This window comes from Gimesia maris, from assembly GCF_008298035.1.
Taxonomy (GTDB): domain Bacteria; phylum Planctomycetota; class Planctomycetia; order Planctomycetales; family Planctomycetaceae; genus Gimesia; species Gimesia maris.
Genome location: NZ_CP042910.1, coordinates 5,414,365 through 5,431,050 on the forward strand (window position 1 = coordinate 5,414,365; position 16,686 = coordinate 5,431,050).

General features: G+C 45.7%; 15 protein-coding genes, 2 pseudogenes and 1 riboswitch. Of the genes and pseudogenes, 11 read left to right on the forward strand and 6 right to left on the reverse strand.

From position 1 onward, the window contains the following. The first annotated feature begins 1,025 nt into the window (after nucleotides 1-1,025). From GmarT_RS19910 to GmarT_RS19940, 7 genes are all read left to right on the forward strand, one after another. Nucleotides 1,026-1,454, forward strand: a complete 429-nt coding sequence (locus tag GmarT_RS19910) for a hypothetical protein (RefSeq protein ID WP_002646720.1) — start codon at nucleotides 1,026-1,028, stop codon at nucleotides 1,452-1,454. A 65-nt stretch (nucleotides 1,455-1,519) separates the two neighbouring features. Next, the gene (locus tag GmarT_RS19915; protein WP_149303154.1) at nucleotides 1,520-1,915 is read left to right on the forward strand and encodes a hypothetical protein; all 396 of its coding nucleotides are present in this window, start codon (nucleotides 1,520-1,522) and stop codon (nucleotides 1,913-1,915) included. Nucleotides 1,916-2,506: 591 nt separating this feature from the next. Then, nucleotides 2,507-3,274: a GTPase family protein gene (locus tag GmarT_RS19920; protein ID WP_002646717.1), complete on the forward strand. Its 768-nt coding sequence runs from the start codon at nucleotides 2,507-2,509 to the stop codon at nucleotides 3,272-3,274. Between the two features lie 16 nt (nucleotides 3,275-3,290). Further along, entirely contained in the window at nucleotides 3,291-3,497 is a 207-nt protein-coding gene (locus tag GmarT_RS19925) for a hypothetical protein (protein WP_002646716.1), read from the forward strand. A gap of 815 nt (nucleotides 3,498-4,312) precedes the next feature. Then, entirely contained in the window at nucleotides 4,313-6,709 is a 2,397-nt protein-coding gene (locus GmarT_RS19930) for an AAA family ATPase (RefSeq protein WP_002646714.1), read from the forward strand. A 287-nt stretch (nucleotides 6,710-6,996) separates the two neighbouring features. After that, nucleotides 6,997-8,238 (forward strand): VWA domain-containing protein, encoded by a 1,242-nt coding sequence (locus GmarT_RS19935; protein WP_157158951.1) that lies wholly within the window; start codon nucleotides 6,997-6,999, stop codon nucleotides 8,236-8,238. 263 nt (nucleotides 8,239-8,501) lie between these two features. Further along, nucleotides 8,502-8,756 carry a hypothetical protein gene (locus GmarT_RS19940; protein ID WP_002646712.1) on the forward strand — a complete coding sequence of 85 codons (255 nt, stop codon included), beginning with the start codon at nucleotides 8,502-8,504 and terminating at the stop codon, nucleotides 8,754-8,756. Nucleotides 8,757-9,792: 1,036 nt separating this feature from the next. On the opposite strand, the gene GmarT_RS19945 is transcribed toward GmarT_RS19940, so the two are convergent. From GmarT_RS19945 to GmarT_RS19955, 3 genes are all read right to left on the reverse strand, one after another. Beyond that, nucleotides 9,793-10,314, reverse strand: coding sequence for a hypothetical protein (locus tag GmarT_RS19945; protein WP_149303156.1), 522 nt, complete (start codon nucleotides 10,312-10,314; stop codon nucleotides 9,793-9,795). A 639-nt stretch (nucleotides 10,315-10,953) separates the two neighbouring features. Then, entirely contained in the window at nucleotides 10,954-11,694 is a 741-nt protein-coding gene (locus tag GmarT_RS19950; protein WP_002646709.1) for a hypothetical protein, read from the reverse strand. A gap of 56 nt (nucleotides 11,695-11,750) precedes the next feature. Next, entirely contained in the window at nucleotides 11,751-12,674 is a 924-nt protein-coding gene (locus tag GmarT_RS19955) for a recombinase family protein (RefSeq protein WP_081459504.1), read from the reverse strand. 515 nt (nucleotides 12,675-13,189) lie between these two features. Here GmarT_RS19955 and GmarT_RS19960 point away from each other — a divergent pair. Together GmarT_RS19960 and GmarT_RS19965 are read left to right on the forward strand one after the other, a co-directional pair. Then, nucleotides 13,190-13,645, forward strand: a complete 456-nt coding sequence (locus GmarT_RS19960; RefSeq protein ID WP_157158950.1) for a class I SAM-dependent methyltransferase — start codon at nucleotides 13,190-13,192, stop codon at nucleotides 13,643-13,645. Between the two features lie 228 nt (nucleotides 13,646-13,873). Then, a pseudogene (locus GmarT_RS19965) lies at nucleotides 13,874-14,083 on the forward strand (integrase core domain-containing protein); the annotation flags it as partial. Nucleotides 14,084-14,152: 69 nt separating this feature from the next. Here GmarT_RS19965 and GmarT_RS19970 read toward each other — a convergent pair. The 3 genes from GmarT_RS19970 to GmarT_RS19980 form a co-directional block, all read right to left on the reverse strand. Further along, on the reverse strand, nucleotides 14,153-14,632 hold the full coding sequence (locus GmarT_RS19970) for a hypothetical protein (RefSeq protein ID WP_002646704.1): 480 nt from the start codon (nucleotides 14,630-14,632) through the stop codon (nucleotides 14,153-14,155). Further along, nucleotides 14,629-14,928, reverse strand: coding sequence for a hypothetical protein (locus tag GmarT_RS19975; RefSeq protein WP_149303158.1), 300 nt, complete (start codon nucleotides 14,926-14,928; stop codon nucleotides 14,629-14,631). The genes GmarT_RS19970 and GmarT_RS19975 overlap by 4 nt, the downstream gene beginning before the upstream one ends. 123 nt (nucleotides 14,929-15,051) lie before the next feature. Further along, the gene (locus tag GmarT_RS19980; RefSeq protein WP_002646703.1) at nucleotides 15,052-15,354 is read right to left on the reverse strand and encodes a hypothetical protein; all 303 of its coding nucleotides are present in this window, start codon (nucleotides 15,352-15,354) and stop codon (nucleotides 15,052-15,054) included. 122 nt (nucleotides 15,355-15,476) lie between these two features. Beyond that, nucleotides 15,477-15,578: riboswitch (SAM riboswitch) on the reverse strand. Nucleotides 15,579-15,733: 155 nt separating this feature from the next. On the opposite strand from GmarT_RS19980, the pseudogene GmarT_RS30495 reads away from it, so the two are divergent. Both GmarT_RS30495 and GmarT_RS30430 read left to right on the forward strand, forming a co-directional pair. Next, nucleotides 15,734-15,934: pseudogene (locus tag GmarT_RS30495) on the forward strand (hypothetical protein); the annotation flags it as partial. 205 nt (nucleotides 15,935-16,139) lie between these two features. Then, nucleotides 16,140-16,415 carry a transposase gene (locus GmarT_RS30430; RefSeq protein WP_369010755.1) on the forward strand — a complete coding sequence of 92 codons (276 nt, stop codon included), beginning with the start codon at nucleotides 16,140-16,142 and terminating at the stop codon, nucleotides 16,413-16,415. Nucleotides 16,416-16,686 lie beyond the last annotated feature (271 nt).

Consider the following 16,686-nt stretch of genomic DNA (forward strand, 5'->3'; position numbering starts at 1 on the left):
TGTCAGTATACTCAGAGCCCGCATCAAGTAAATAAACGGCTTCACGAAGCATTTTTGAGTGCCTAAACTTCTTAAGTCTATCTGTATCATACTTATTCCATATTCTTTTGAATTGCCTTTCACTCTGTCTCTCACAGACAGAAAGTGGAAGAAAGAGATCGATGTGATATTCTGCCTAACCATCATTGAGTCATAAACACTCAGAAGAAACACTTGGCCCAACCAGAGACCTTCTCGTACAGAGGAGTACTCTATTGGGACAACACTTAAATAGCGACGGAACTCAAATGAGATCTTCCTTGCGAAGAGCTAAGAATGTGTAATAGTCTCAATTTCTCGAAAGGCATCCATTGGGGTTGGTTTAAAATCGGAAACAGATCTTTTACCTGCAATCATTGCTTTTCCAAGATGTCTGTATATTACCTTCTCTCCAACTCAGTACCAGTCAGAAGTATCTCGCGCCTCAAAAAACGGAGTACAATCCACTCCTTAAGCAACACCAAGATAAAACGCTTGTGAACACTGTTTCTTTAGTGGTTGATGTCATTTTTATCGGAATTTCTTCAAAGAAATCGAGGACATCAAAACTTGTTCGTTACAACAGTCTGTGTGCTCCGCGGCCGCCATTACTCAGCACTACTGAAAGACTGAATTCTTATCCCACAGTGGAGCATGCGCAAGCGCTTGCGCTGTCAGATTCACCGTTCACAGTCTTGTGTAGTCCTCTCGCTCCAATCGGAACCAGTTCCTGAAATTCAAAGTTCCAGCTAAATCTTGAAATTTCAGATATTTCCAAGAGAAAAAGCAGGGTTGAGAACCGTTTTAACAACGAAGCCTGGAGCATGACTTTAGAGGTCAGAACGAAACACATTGGTACTTTTTCCTGTTTATGACAGTTTTTCGAAGCAGATTGCTAAAAGCTTTGGAGATTGCATCGTTTCATTTCTATAGAAATGCACTCTTTCCCGTCTCATCAAGGATGAGTTGCATTCGCAACAGGAAGCAGGAAATTCTGAGGAGGAAACATGACTACACTGAAAGAATATGAACTGGAATCCAATGCTAAGGCTCGACTGCAGCGGATCGATTTATCATCAAAGATCCCCCCTTCTGATCCAGGTTGCTGGTATTCGGTCTACTATGGCGAATTCCCCGCGGCTGATTTGATTGTCGCCAAAGCGTCCGATCGCATTGGGGTGGATCAGATACTGGATGCAACTGATAAGGGCTCCCTGCAGTTCCTGTTAATTGATCTCGATCAGCACCCCTGGCTTGCCCACGAAGACGGCCGACTAACCCGATTGGTGCGCAGTGCGGAAATCGAGGGGCTGCGAGTTGTTCCGTATTGCTGTGAACCGCTGGAAACCATCTCCACATTCGAAAGCAGAGATGCCGCAATCTCTTTTTGCCTTCAAAAGTGGGAGCAGCAGCTTCTTAAAAAGTTCTGGTGGTAAGCGGTAGGGGGCCGGCTGAACAGGTCACCCGTTTTTTTAACTATTATTTTGACAAGGATATTCCCATGAGAAAAACCCTAGCGTTTCACCTTACTATGGCTTCCATTCTATCACTGTTTCTTTCAGGCTGCGGCGCATCCGGTAACGATTTCTCAAAGCTGGAACGCGATCTTGCGCAGGCGCTGGCGCGGTTCGAGAATGCAGAGTCTCATTTCAGTTCTTCTGCCACGTACGACCAGCTGATCGTCAATGCAGGATGGCTCGACCGGATGGCTGAAGAGGTCTTAGCTATCCAGCGAATTGAAGCTAAGGCTGTTTCCCTGGGCTCCGAACCAATTCCAGAGATTCGGGAAGAGATTGCCCAGATTTTCAGGCGGAGACTTGCCACTTTCCAGTCCAACGCTGAATACCTGGAGGTCATGTCACAGTTGGAGATTGCCCGAATCTGGACGGAAATCTAGCTGACAGCCAAGTGTGCTACGGCCTGGTCAAAATTTTTGGTCACCATTTTTATGAGATTTTACAAAGAAAATGTTCCAGCCGGTTCAATTTAGAGTCGGCTGGTTCGTTTATTAACTGATATTGCGAATCATGTAAGCCTGACACGGTGTTATTGGCCTTGTAGCGAACCAGAGGGAATTACCATGTCTCCCCCTTCATCAGACTCAGACAACCTTAACCCAGCTCTGATTGCATTTGGCAACGTAATCTGGGCAGTCATTGTTTGTGCTGCGATCAACGTTCTGTGTGGTTGGGGAGTGGATAGTGTAAATCATTGGACAGGTAATCCACCTGTCACCAAGGCACCAACGTGGATCGGGACAATGATCGTTTCATCGCAAACCGGCTGGCCCATACTCGCTCTTGCTGTGCTCTGTGGTCTTTTTGGGCGAGACATGTCAGGACTGACCCCCGTTTTGATTGGTACCTACTTCCTGGGACTCATCGACCCTATAGCAGCGTTGGCTGTAGGGAGCATATTAATACTGATTCAAAGAAACGAAGATGAATGAACAGACTGCTCATTCCACAAAATTGACGAAGGAGGAATTATGCCACATAAAAAAATGACTCTGAAGGAGATGGCTGCTGTGAAGCATGCCATCCTGCAAGAAACTCGACGCAAGCCCCCGACATTCGCGATGACTGGGGTATCCGGTGCTGGTAAAAGCTCGGTTATCAATCGGCTCTTCAAAACGTCGCTACCGGTGAGTCATGTTCGCGCCTGCACGAAGGAATTCATTTCAACTGACATCGGACTGCAAATGAACGGTGGTGTTGCATCCGGTACGCAGGTAAACCTTCGAGTAATCGATTGCCCGGGTAATGGTGAGGACATTACCCTGGAATCAAAGTACCTGGATCATTATCGTCAGCATCTGCCAGAAGCGGATGTCATTCTACATGTGTCAGCCGCTCGAAATCGAGCGGTGGCCCTCGAACAACAGCACCTGATGGCCTTGAAAGAACACTCCAATCGTATGGTTTTTGGTTTATCTCAAATCGATCTTGTAGTGCCAGGTAATTGGAATGATCGATTGAATCAGCCTGGTAAAGAACAGTTGGCTCACATAGCGGAAATCTGCGAAGACCGAAGCGCCCGATTCTCAGCGGTTCTTGACCGTGAGGTCAGTTTTATTCCATTTTCAGCTCAGCATGGTTACGGACTACAATCCCTCTTTACCGCACTGATTATGGCGTGTCCGAAAGAACGTGCCTTCCTCTTCGATGGCCTGAAAGGTTTTTCTTTTCAGGATTTTATTCCGGCTGCTGCGTTGAAGCAACTTGGTAGCGAAATTCTTCAATCAAACCCTCAATAACCAAGGAGATTCCCCAATGTCAGATTATTCAGATTTAGAACTCGACGAGTTGCGAGCCGCTATTCGGGCGGAAGTTCAAAGTGAAATGCTGGCAACTCAGCGGTCTCAGAGCGGCCTTGCCATGTTCCTCCGGGCGATCGGAATGCACGTCTTGGCGAGAATGGTCATGAATATGACCATATCGACATGGCAGGCATTTAAAAAAATGATTGGCTGGTCGTGAGTCCAAACATAATACTTGACGAATCGCAAAGCTGATATCTGGGCGGTTCGATAAATTCTACGAATTATCCACTCCACAGCGACAAAGTACGAGCAATGTATACTATGCTGAAATCTGTAGCAGGTTTGAAAGTTAGTTGAGAAGTTCAATCCCAACCACAGTTCAACAGGTCACACAGGCATACGTATAGATGAATCAAAATTGTCAGCAAGAATTCAGGAAGTTTGCTGCCGGCAGATTAAGTAAGTAGTAAGCAAGCTAGTTGAATAATTGATAATCGCTGGGAATCAGCTTTATTGTATAGATTGCTTTAAGGTCCATAGAAATGAATTGAAAGTGAGGATCCATTATGAGCTTTTTGAAACGTACAGCCGGTTTCCTTACCGGTACTGTACGATCAGTCGGATCGACCTTGAATGTCCTGACGGGCGGCATCTCGGTCAAAACTGAAGACGTCCCCATCAGCCCCACAGTAATTGACTCACTGTCCCTTTCAGACATCGAGCAATGGATGAAGCGGAATATGCTTACTGTAGACGAACCTGTGAAAGTCGCAGTCGTCCGAGAAAGACATGGTGATCTCTACAAAATTTCTTATGTAGTTTTGAACCAACGAAATAAACGCTGTAAAGACAGTGAGGGAAAAATACGTGCCCAGGCTCAATTAGTTCGAGAAATTAGTCCAGACTTAAACGAATTTCTGGGGAATCATAATTCAGTTCTATTAAATCTGTGACGTTTTGTCACCGACCATTAATAATATATACTGATGTGGCTCTTGACCATAACCTGAAACCCAAATATGAGGTTTAAAATTGAATCGTGAACTTAGTAATCGTGTCCAGGACCTGATCACAACCCTTTCTCAAGGTCTTATTGAGCGAGAGCAACACATCAAGCTAATGCTTTTAGCGGCATTGGCGGGGGAACATGTGTTGCTGATCGGTCCACCGGGGACGGCAAAGAGTTTGCTTGCGCGGCGGTTGCGGCTGGCATTTCGCGACGCGAAGTTCTTTGAACGTCTCCTCACCCAGTTCTCGGTCCCCGAAGACCTGTTCGGACCGTATTCACTGGAGGACCTTGACAGCGGTCGTTATCGACGTCTGACAGAAGGCTATCTGGCAGATGCAGATGTTGGATTCCTGGACGAAATTTTCAAGAGCAATCCGAGCATCCTGAATGCCTTACTCGCGATCCTCAACGAGCGGGTGTTTCACAATGTTCCGCCGCTGAATGAGAATGGCAACAGTGTCGGCGATGCTCCACAACCGTTGCCTGTTCCACTGAAATGCCTGATCGGTGCCAGCAATGAAGTCCCGGCTCCAGGGGAACTGGATGCCCTGTACGATCGGTTTTTAATTCGCTGTGAAGTGGGGCCGGTCGAAAACTTCCACGCGCTCCTTAAGTCTGCCAGCAATAAAGAACCGCAAGTTAAAAACGGCTTGCCTTTTACAGCGGAAGAATTACAGCAGATTCAAGATTCTTCTGAAAAAGTCATTGTCCCAGAACAAGTTGATGAATTACTCGTTCTGTTACGACAACGAATGGGCGAACTGCAATTGGATGTCTCCGATCGTCGCTGGTTGAAGATCCGCTGCTTGCTCCAAGTCGCCGCTCACACCAGCGGTCGCGAGCAGGTATCACCGCTGGATGTCCTGCTCGTGCCACATTGTGTCTGGTCTCCACGCCAAGATCACATGGCAACTACTGACACTACAGACGACGAAGAAGACCGAAAAACCTCCGTAGGAATTTCTCTCGATATTAGGAACGCCCTGACTACGTGGATTCAGGAACGACTTTGGAATTCTTATGCAACCGGGGATATACGCCTCTTTGAAATTAGTGTTGAAGCTTGGCAAATGAAAGTAGAGCAGGTCCTGGATGGCACGTTTAATGACCGACAAACAAACGAACTGCTGACTCATGCCAGCGAGTGCCTTTCTCGAATAGAAAATTACTATAAGAAACTGCAGTGTGAAAGTTCCAATTTGGAAAATTGTACAACTCAATGGTTGGAACATGATATAATGCAAGCCGCCGCAAAGAGCTTGGCTTTCGCCTTGGACTCGTGTTCTGAATTGGTACATCGCATCAGCGAAGTGGTAAAAGCCTTGGAACCAATTCTCAAATCCATAGATACCCAATGCGAATTGGAGTCACTAGAAACCGTGCACACTGTTGATCTCTCACTTCCTGGAGAATGGTCGAGCCAAGATGGACAAAATGGTGAATGGCAGACTATTTCCTCATCAGAGGACGGGGAGATCCCTATGTCTCAGAATCTTCGATACAGATTCAGATTCAAGCCACCTGCAACTGAAGTAAATCTAGTGCGGTTGATGCGCGACTACGGTCGGTCGCAGTACTTAGTCGACCTGTCACTTGGTGGTACATATTCGCCGAAATCCAGCGTTTCTGATTTATCAGCACTTCGTGTTTGCAATTCAATTGAAAGATTAGACGTTTCCAAGAGCCAGGTACAAGACTTGAGCACGATTAGCAAACTCAAGTCACTTAGGTATCTGAATTGCGATTACACGCCAGTTGACAACTTGGTCGCAGTCTCGGAGTTGCCTCAACTTGCAGAACTTTCGTTGACCGAAACGCGTGTCACGGACATCTCGCCACTCGCTCAAATTCGAACGTTAAGTATTCTCTCGTTGGAAGGGGTATCGACTCTCTCAGACATTAGCCCATTTCACAAGATGACATGGCTCCGAGAAATAAATCTGTCAAGAGTACCTGTTCAAGGCTGGTTGCCGCTCAGCCATCTGACGCAGTTAGAATCACTTCGATTAAATAAAGTTGATCTCCCGTCATTGCAACCACTTCGCAACATGCGAGAATTGAAAAGACTATACGTGTCTGAAGCTAAGGAACTTGATTGCATAGACGGTATCGACGGACTTCAGCATCTTCGAGAACTCATCCTTTCACATACAAAAGTCAAAGACCTTTCGCCTTTGTCCCAACTATGTTCAATGAAATCAATAGTACTGACGGATACGTTGGTCGATAATCTTGCTCCATTGCAGGGATTGTTATTGTTGGAACAGTTGGATCTTGCGGGAACGCCAGCTCAGAATATTTCACCACTTGTGCACCTGACAAGTCTTCGTAAGCTCAACCTCAATAATATGCCGAATATCGCAAATGAGGACGTTGACTCACTGCAGGCTGCATTACCTAATTGTGAGGTTGAACGGTGACAAAAGCACATCAGGGGCTCCAGTTCTCACCTGACAAGCCTACCGTTGAACACTGCTTGGGACTGCCGCTAACAGTGTATCGTCGTGCTGTTACAAATACACATGGCAGGTTTGAAGACAGGATATGCTCTTTGCAGAGGATTTGGCGAGATACCATGTCTGGGACTTGGCCAATCGAGTTAGATTGGCCATCTGAAATAATACAATGTCGATTAGCTGAGTGGGTTAGTCGAAATAGTATTTTAGAGCTATGCTGTGGGTCTGAAGAGCTCGTCGAGCAGCTATTGTTGGACATTCTCAACCTTTCGGAGAAGTGCACAAGCAAAAGAAACGAACTCATAGATTCGTATCATGTTCAGTTCTGGGAAGAGTTTTGGCAGTCGTTTGTAGAGCAAAATAATGCCGTCGAGTATGTTCCAACTACTAGATTGGAATTGATAGTATGGCTACATTTATTTCGAGCGATAAATGTCTTCGTGATCGAGAATTTATGTGAATCAGTCAAGGATGAATCAGTTAACATCTCTCTATCACCAATTAAAGAGATTTGGGAAGAAAGGGTTTCTATATGGCGACAGCTAAAAGATATGTTTGGTCCGCTGGATCGGCTGCTCAGCCCAGGGTGGGACCTCTCAGCAGGGATCTTCAAGTATCGTGGCTGGGGAGATCTTAAAAAATACCGGGATTTGATCGACCGGATTCCACAAATTCGCCAAATGATCGAAGAACTGGGCAGATTGCAGGCCAGCGAAGAAATGGACGACGATCCCACGTACGCCGATGCGTTCAATTCACTCAGACGAACTACTGAAGAACAACGAGAAGTCGAACATCCGCTGGCCCGGCATCAGGCACAGGGAATCGAGCGATCAGCCGACTTCATGCGAATGATTCCCAGCGAAGCGATGCTCCGCCGTCGCCCGGGTTTGAAACGGCTCTGGCATGCCAAGTTGGCCGAGCGGGGGCTACTGACCTACCGCGTGCGCGGAACCTATGTCGACCGTGTTTCTACTGAAGTCGAAGAACAGCAGCCGCAGTCGAAAAAACGGATTCGCGGACCGATCATCGTTTGTGTTGATACTTCTGGTTCGATGAGTGGTCGGCCCGAAGCTGTTGCCAAAGCGTTGACTTTAGAAGCTTGTCGAATTGCTCATGCAGAACAGCGGCCTTGTCTACTGTTTTCCTTCAGCGGTTCCGGTCAGTATGTGGAGCACGAGTTATCTTTATCACCCGATGGCCTGCAATCGCTGCTTGAATTTCTGACAATGAATTTCGATGGGGGAACTGATATTTCCACCCCTTTCGAGAAGGCACTTGCTCGATTGCGAACAGCCGAATGGGAACGTGCTGACATATTGCTGGTCAGCGATGGCGCTTTTTCAAAGTCTCAAGTGGATGCTCTCAAGCCGGCACTGGATGATGCGAAAAAAAGACTGGGGCTACGTGTTTCTGGCCTGCTCGTCGGAAACTATTCTTCAGGACCAATGAATTCGCTTTGTCAACCATTGATTTCTGTTAATGGTTGGTAAAGTGTAATCCATGTCATAAAGTAGAATGAATTCCAAGGTTATAGTTATATATCAAAAGAAACTGAATGTCCTATCGCGATACCGCACCTATGTACCGTCGGGTATCGCTTTACTGCGAAATTCAACACTTCGTTATTCTCTGTTTTTCATGAAAATCTTCCTCAAAAAATAAATTTTTAGACGGCTGAGGTGTTCTTCCTTTGATGAAGGCGGTTGCCATCTGCTTGTAAGAAAACCTAGCTCATATGAGGAAATATTGAAACATGATGAATCACACGAAAAAATTGCTTATTCGCCGAAATCTTCTACTGATTTTTCTGTCCATCATATCATGCCTGGCCACTCCCGGATGTGGTTCGGGTAGCTCCCAGAAATCAAGTACTTACGACGCAGGTCGGGCGAACCGTGATCAGCAAGCTGCGGAGTTATGGTATGAGATGGAAATGGAAAAACTCCAGTTGCAAAGCGACATCAACCGCATGTCAAACGAGGCTTTTGGTTCGCCAAGCATTGATTGATAAAATTGGAAAACCAACCTGTGTAATGGTCGTTAAACTGCAAGGTAACTTTTTGGCCAATTGCATTATTTGACATTCGGTTTGGTTCTCCAAAGAGCACCTCTATCATTTGAACCATTACTGTCAATCCCCCCGTCGTCTTGAAAAATGGGGAGATTTGAATCCGAACTGCGATATCGCCTAAACGTGCACACTTCGGGCATGGTTCTCTATCTCGATGATTTTTTGAAAAACTCACCATGAACAACTAAATTCTTCTAACGTTGAAACGTTCTTTTAGTGACACGGGTGAATCATCACTCGGAAATCAAATTCACCAGGAGAACTTTGACATTTGGATGCTGCGGATAATAGTAAATTCTGAATTACTCATGGCTGTTTTCATTGATGTGGTGATAACTACAAGTATGAAATTCCGACAGACACTTTTCGTGTTGAAGGTTCAGACAGTGATGTGATTCAATCCGGGAACATTTCATTAATAGCTCTAGGCCTATTGATATTGAGTGAGTATGGGCGAAGGGTGCCTGCCCACCCCTCTGGGGTTTGATGCTTTGCAGAAAACTCTGGAGGGGCTTTTTTACTTTCAACCTGCTTGAAACTTAGATGTTGGGCAATTCTATTTCTCCGGCTTCTTAAAGTTGAACTGCGTAATTTATGCTGACTTCAACTTCATTCTGTGAAACTCCAAATGTTCTACAATCGTAAAAAAAGACTCCTATTTCTCTAGGTAATTGGCGCCCCAAAATGTTGAGGCAGGCAGTGTGGACCTAATTCCTGCGCCACGATTTCTGAGGAATAACATATCAGCAACAAAGTTATAGAGTTGACGTAGTTCACCTTGAATATCGAAGACGAAAGTGAGTTAACCTGCCAATCAAAAGTTTGAAAACTGTGGAGTTCCTTCAGTTAATGTGAATGAGATTAACTTTTGTTGGCCTCATTGATTTCATGACTTACTAAGTCAGAACACACAAGAGTCGTTATGAGTAGAGTTTTTATGTGACGAATGATATCAGTCTTAATTTCTGCGAGACTACAAGTTTTTTTTCACGCTTGGATCTTGCAAACGCAAAATCTGGAAACTTTTTCGTTTTCTGGACTTCGTTTTGGGCAGTGGTTTGGCTTCATGAATCGACATCCAGATTTTCATTTTTAAGTTTAGATCCAAGGGGATAGATTGATGTTCCCATTTCTGTGTTGTGCCTACTGCGAATTCATCTGAGGAATGAGATAGAACTTTGTATTTACCAAATTGGTATCTTCCGACTTTTTTCTCGCCGTTATTCCACTCAATCGTAAATTGATCAATACCCTGATCAAGGCTACTGGCATTCAAGCCTCCTCCTACCAGCATCCATTCCTTACCATTAATCCGAGTCGCCTTGAAAATAGTACCCTCGGTCGCTTTACGATTTGGCCAAATAAAGATGTAATATGTCTCGATTGTATTATTTCTCAGCTTTGATTCATGAAAAAAACTGTGAGGATATTCCTCTGAAAGAGCAACTGTTTCAGACATCATGACCAAAATCATAATCGTCAATATCTTATACACGATATACTTCTCCATATTTTCGGGACTATGATACTCAGTGGTTCGAATCGGGAGTGTTCAAGATGCTTGGTGTTTTCTGATGGCTAACAACCCATTCAATCAACGACACATGCCACATGAAGTTGTATTCCGATCTTTTAGAAATTTCCTGGACTTAAAAGTCAGTCAGATTCACACTCATTTGGTCACCGTTCGAGATTGCCCCCTGCTGATAGCAGCAGTCAAGTGCTCAGAAAAAGCCCCTGGTTCGTAAATTCGGCATCCATCCATGTCCGGGAATTAAATCGATTAAGATCTGATAAGAGTTTTAACGGGAAAATAAGTCTAAGGACAGATGAATAAGGATCTTTGCGGTGGATTCTTGCAGAGAATTGAGCGAATTCTTTGTTTTTTTTGATTTTAGAAAAAGAGAGAGTGCGTGGTCAGTGGCCAACCCACTTTGTCGAACCTGTGGTCGCGGTTACGAATCGCTGCCTGGAATAAATCAAACAACCATATCATCAAGGTGTTTGAGTTAGATTGTTTCTGTAGTCATATATGAAGCCGGTCAGATGCCCTGATATCTAAAAAAATGACATGGCCGCCCCCCCGCAAAGGTGGTCGGCATACAGAGTTGTCAAGGGAAAGTAACAGGGCCTGTCAAAGAGACTTCCTGCGAGTACGCCCGTCGGGTACAGGCAACCCACGTTGCTCATGCCAGTATTTGACTGAGCTGGTCACCGTATTCCGGTCGATATTCAGAGCTGCAGCGATCTCACCATACTCCTTCTTTTCTCGGAACAGTTTCATGACCTCCTCCGCGATCGCCTGATAGGGAGGCGGTTCTTTGTGTTTCACAGCAAGTCGCGACCGGCGGGATCGTCCATCCGGCTTTTTCTCGCCCCGTAGTTCAAAGACTTCATCTATAAGCTTCGTAACCCTACTCCGGCTGACTCCTAATGCTTCAGCAATTTTGAATTCTGGTTCTTCAGCGTCGTACATCCGTTTGGCGATCTCGCGCTGCTGATCTGCTTTATCCGGCTGGATGAAGTCAATCATGACTTCCGCACCTTGCACAGTCCCCTCAACCAAAGCTGAGGTGCCAGTAAGAAAGTTATAAACCCCTCTGACGTTGAGTCGGAATTTGCCACGAAAATAATTCCGTTTTCTCAGAGGAATCTCGTTCTCTTCCAGAATGATTTCCCCACCGACAAGGGCACTCAAGGCCTTATTAGCGGCAGGCGATGATTCCTGCAGAACATCAAACAACTGCTTAAGTCGTTCCCTCAGCCATGCTTCGGAGGGGGTTCCCAGGTCCTGGTTCCGCTCCAGCCGGAGCTGTTTCAGCTCATACTGGATTTCTTTCTGTTCTTCCTTCCTGGATTTGAGACGTCGCTGCAAATCCTCTGGGGGATCCCCCTGTTCGACCTGATCGACCAGACGCTCGATCTTTTGAGTTACCTGGTATAACTCCCGTTCTTTCTCTCTGATCGTCGTGGGGACCCGGTTTTCGTATTGATCACATAGATTTTTCGCGGCTTACTGTTACGGCCTGCGCGATTCTGTTCCGATCCCGGTACTGGCTCAGAGCCGTAACCGAAACACCAGTCTCCCACAGAATAACCACTGAGCAGGGCCCCCTCCTGCCCCCGGATAACAGCTGCACTTAAATCTTTGATGAACTGTTCATGGATCAGGGCAAAAATCGCAGCGATAACTTCCCAGCCAGTTGTATCAGTGTCTATACCTTCAGTCACACAGATACAACGAACACCGTAGACATAGACGAGCTTCTTGAGGATCGGTAATGTAATCACGGATTCTCGAGCCAGTCGGCTCAGGCTATACAAATAAAGTACATTGAACCTGCCCTGCTTTGCTGCCTCCAGCATTTCATTCAAGCCCTCTCTTTCTAGCTTCGTACCCGAGACGGCCCTATCTTCAAATTCGTAAGCAGGTAGAATAGTATGCCCTAACCGGGAGGCATGTTCTCGGCACTTTTGTTGCTGCTGATCAATACTTTCATCTCGCTGATTATTGGAACTGAAGCGAGAATAATCAGCGGCTACTTCCGGAACATCCTGGGATTCCTGTTTCTTTTTACCGCGCCGTCGTTTTCGGGCATACACAACAGCTGATTCGCTGGTGGCTGGGGCAGGAACATGGCTAAAATCAATTTGTGCTGAAAGTGTGCTGAAACGATTGCCAAATAACAGAAAACAACCAGCACTAACCAGAAGCAACCATAAGACTGCTCCCGCAACAAAAATAGGGGTTTGACGCTTAATCGCTACTATGCTAGAGTAAGATAAAAACAGGGATCCGAGTTTCCCCCTCTCTCCGCATCCAATGAACGATGGCTCGCAACCACCTGAAAACAAGGGGTTTGCGAGCCATCGTTTTTTTGTGTCCCCCCACTTGTCCCGTTTTTGGCCCTGTCAAGAAACTCCTGATTTGTGGCCCCCTTGAGCAATATTGCCAGTAATAACATTGCTCCTGAAAAGCCTACCAAGAGTTTTAAAATGAATTTTAAACAACACATACCGACAAGGACATCCCCAAGCTGGCGTCGATGAAGAATCTCGAAACCTTGAATTTGTATAATACATCAATCACTCCCGCTGGAATCGCAAAATTAAAGGAGCTGCTCCCCAATTGCAAAATCTCTTAATGACGACAGGGGAAGAGAATTCTTATTGCAGCTTTTTGATTAAACCAGGTTCTGACAGACCAGCCTGCTGTTAAAATGGATCTCCGTGGCTAGTGATGTGAATCAGCCTGCGATAGCAATGCTGAATCGACATGATCAATTAATCGTTGATCCGGATGACAGTTTCGACAGCCAATAACAATATGTCTGAGAATGTTCAGGAAACTGTTTTTTGATGGAGCAAAAATGAAGATAGATCCTGATGAACTAAAGGTTGTGTATGCCAAGCGGAACATGTCCGCAAAGCTGAGGGCAACAGAATGGGCGCTGGGACTCTGGGAGAAGTACGGTGCTCTTAATTCAGGAGATACTGTTGTTGATCTGGGGTGTGGAGAACGGTATGCGGCTGCGATGTCACTGGATCCAACGATTCATTATATCGGTTTTGATGTAAATCAAGAATCCATTGAAACTTGCACTCAAGTGTACCCACAATATCGCTGGCTGTATGCGGATCTTAAAAATGACATGTATAATCCGGATGGTAAGATCGAACCCCGAACATTTCAGTTTCCGATCGATGATCATACCGCTGATCTCGTCATTTGCGCGTCGCTGTTTACGCATCTGGAAACGCTTGAAGTGGCACAGCATTATCTCACTGAAATTCAGAGGATAATAAAACCAGGAGGCCATTTATAGATCAGCTGGTTTCGCTCACCACCAAATGAAGTCTGCACAGACGCCCAACGAACGGTTTTCACAGAGGCTGAAATTATCAATATGATAGGTGACTGGTTGGAGCTCAAATTCACAATTGGAGGAATGTCCGAGGGCTACCATGATCAATGGGTTATGCTAGGGCAGGCATATTAACTCTTCAGCATGCTTTTTATGGAAATTAGGAACAAGCTTGTTTAAAACCTGTTGGGAAAGCCTAAAGATAATGCGTATATTGAATCGTTCAACGGACGAGTTCGCCAGGAATGTTTAAACCAGCATTGGTTTATAAGTTTGGCAGATGCCGAGGAACAAATCGATCGGTGGCGGCTGGACTATTTCGCCCCCCCACACAGCTCCCTGGGAAATCAGACCCCAGTAGAGTTCGGGAAAAATTCATCCCTGGATCGCCAGGGATGAATTTACCTTGGGTCTCTAACATTCCAACTGGTGCAAGGTCAATACTTGGGATTTGGTTACAGGGGAAATTCATTTTAACGTTTGCTTAATTTCAATTAAAGTAGACGTTGCAGCCTCTTTGTCATCTTGAAGAGTTGCTTTGTATAACTTTTTGATTATTTCTAATCGGATTGATCGATCTTGACCGATCGAATTTTTCAGATACTGTAACTGCTCATCACTAGAGAGTGCCCATAGAGATTCACCCTTCGATAAGGTAATAGATGCCTTTCCATCTCCATTGATATTCTTGTACTGTATTAAAGGAGCGAGTATCCATACGTGTTTATGGTCATTTCCATATTGGCTCTTATACCAACTGCTACATTTAGTTTCTATCGTAGAGTTAGATATGACTACAGAGAAGATACGACGAGAGTCACGATGCAAACGACATTCCCCACATGTATACATCCTCGACTCTATCAAAGGGTGACTACTTAGTTGAATTCCTAATAAAACCACCGCGAAACCCAAAAATCCAAATATTATAAATTTGTTATTTTTCATGGACAGCATCCAGTAGGCGAATTTGTTGATGGAGCACCTAGCTCTGCAGGTAGGTCATTACAACATTCCATACAACAAGCAATTCTAGAAAACTCACCTGCCACTCGATCTAGCTCATCATTGTAAGCGTCTACTTCATCTGTTTCTACGTAATTTCCTGAAACTCTTGAAGCTTCCCACATAAGTGTAGACGCTTGCTGGCATTTAGATTTATTGTCGAAGAAACTTTTTGCAAAACAAGTGCATTTACCTTTTGTAATCGCATTGGCGTCCGCACCTTCAGCATCTGGTAACATGAAGTTCCCCAGGAATAATGGGCGCCTGCCTGAGAGTGTATACTCTCTGAGAGGAGTTCAGTATGTCCAGAAGTGCTTAATCATCTCTTAACTTCAGATGTTGGCTCAGAGATTCTTTCCCATCTACAAAACCACGCGTCTCTCCAGTGTCTCCTGCAGATCCAGGTCAATCAGCTCCCGCACGCGTCGGCTGGCACAATCGTGTTTTTGAGCTATCAGCTGACTGGCGTAATGATGCCAGTCTTCGTCCCGGTGGGGACAGGTAAATCGATCGTGCAGATGCCCCAGGCCGCCGACGGATTCGGCAAAGCAGGTCGGTCCAAAACAGTTTCGTTTGACATCGCATTTTGTTTCACAGACGGGACAGTTCAGCTCATCTCTCTCCCCTGGTTTCGCGTGTAGATATTGTGTTCCGCTCAGTAACATTACCTGTGTCTCCTCATTAAAGTCTGATTGAAGTCAAACCATCACGGACAACACTGGCGGGCAGACAAAAGCGTTCAGGAGAATCCCCGCTGGAATCTCTGAGCCATTCTTTGCCTCTGCAGGCCGCATCGTTTCCTTTCGGAAGGCAGTGGCACCTTGGTGGCTGAACCAGGTTGCCGGGCGTTTCAAAGGGCCTGTTCCCTCAACACCGCTCGTGATGCTCAAAATGGAATCAACTGTCTCAATTCCACTCACGTCGTAATCGTAGGACGGGATGAATCGAAGATCAAGACCTTAAATCATTTTAGCTGGTCAGGTATTGTTACATCGCATCGACTGCCTCGGCGAATCCTCTATCCGCAGGAAATACCAGCAGGAAATATTCAGTTGCCTGCCAGCATTCCTAACTGTTCAGCCCCAGGTGCGCGAAGAGGTTTCGTTTACTGACGGACAGATCATCGTCAAAGGGAAAACCGTTAAACGGGGAAAACCCAAACGAGCCGATTATATTCTCTACTACCGGCCCAACATCTCCCTGGCCGTCACCGAGGCCAAAGACAACAACCACTCAGTCGGTGACCTTCGAGCTGGAGGGTATCCGAAAACTAAGAAAAGTGTGAACAGTCTGGTCTGAGATTTGCATGATTCTGTTCTCTGAAAGGAGGCTTTATCATGCCCACACGATCGCGTACAGAGCTAAGCCGGCTCGTCGACACGGGATCCAGGACGGACCCAACTGTAGAATTAACCGATAAACATTGGAGTTTATTTGAGGATTTAATTCCCTGGGTACCACCGGCACCCCAGGGGGAGGCCCCAAAGCAAAACCCAGAGCCTGTTTCAATGACATTATGTGGGTGCTGCGGACAGGAGCCCGCTGGAAAGATTTACCAGAGAAGTATCCGCCGAAATCATCCTGTCATGATCGTTTGAAGGAATGGTCGGAGTCAGGTCTATTCGATCAAGCATTAGAACGATTATTGAGAGCCTTAGAAGAAACGGAGATTTTCAGTCTGAGCATAAAATTCCTAAAACACGCGTTTCTACAAGCGTTTTTTTAGATACAAGTTACAGCTGTGACCATAAAACGGAAACAGGCTCTACATCCGTCCGGAAGTGGGAAGTATTCTCGCTTCAGAGATCCAGTATTTTAGAAATCAAAACAGTTTTAGATTGGAGCCAGATGGCCTTCTGACCTTGCCCCTTAACCGGCCCCTGAATTCGATATGCTGGAATAATCAAATCGATTTTCCATACTCAAAATAATCGACTGGTCGATAAGTTGTGAGAGATCTTCAATGTTGGCCTGTGATACCAATACTTCACCCGAAA

Bases quoted from the DNA above. Each gene is read 5' to 3' on its own strand.
- GmarT_RS19910 (WP_002646720.1), top strand. From the start codon at position 1,026: ATGACTACACTGAAAGAATATGAACTGGAATCCAATGCTAAGGCTCGA.
- GmarT_RS19915 (WP_149303154.1), top strand. From the start codon at position 1,520: ATGAGAAAAACCCTAGCGTTTCACCTTACTATGGCTTCCATTCTATCA.
- GmarT_RS19920 (WP_002646717.1), top strand. From the start codon at position 2,507: ATGCCACATAAAAAAATGACTCTGAAGGAGATGGCTGCTGTGAAGCAT.
- GmarT_RS19925 (WP_002646716.1), top strand. From the start codon at position 3,291: ATGTCAGATTATTCAGATTTAGAACTCGACGAGTTGCGAGCCGCTATT.
- GmarT_RS19940 (WP_002646712.1), top strand. From the start codon at position 8,502: ATGATGAATCACACGAAAAAATTGCTTATTCGCCGAAATCTTCTACTG.
- GmarT_RS19960 (WP_157158950.1), top strand. From the start codon at position 13,190: ATGAAGATAGATCCTGATGAACTAAAGGTTGTGTATGCCAAGCGGAAC.
- GmarT_RS19970 (WP_002646704.1), bottom strand. From the start codon at position 14,632: ATGAAAAATAACAAATTTATAATATTTGGATTTTTGGGTTTCGCGGTG.
- GmarT_RS19975 (WP_149303158.1), bottom strand. From the start codon at position 14,928: ATGTTACCAGATGCTGAAGGTGCGGACGCCAATGCGATTACAAAAGGT.
- GmarT_RS19980 (WP_002646703.1), bottom strand. From the start codon at position 15,354: ATGTTACTGAGCGGAACACAATATCTACACGCGAAACCAGGGGAGAGA.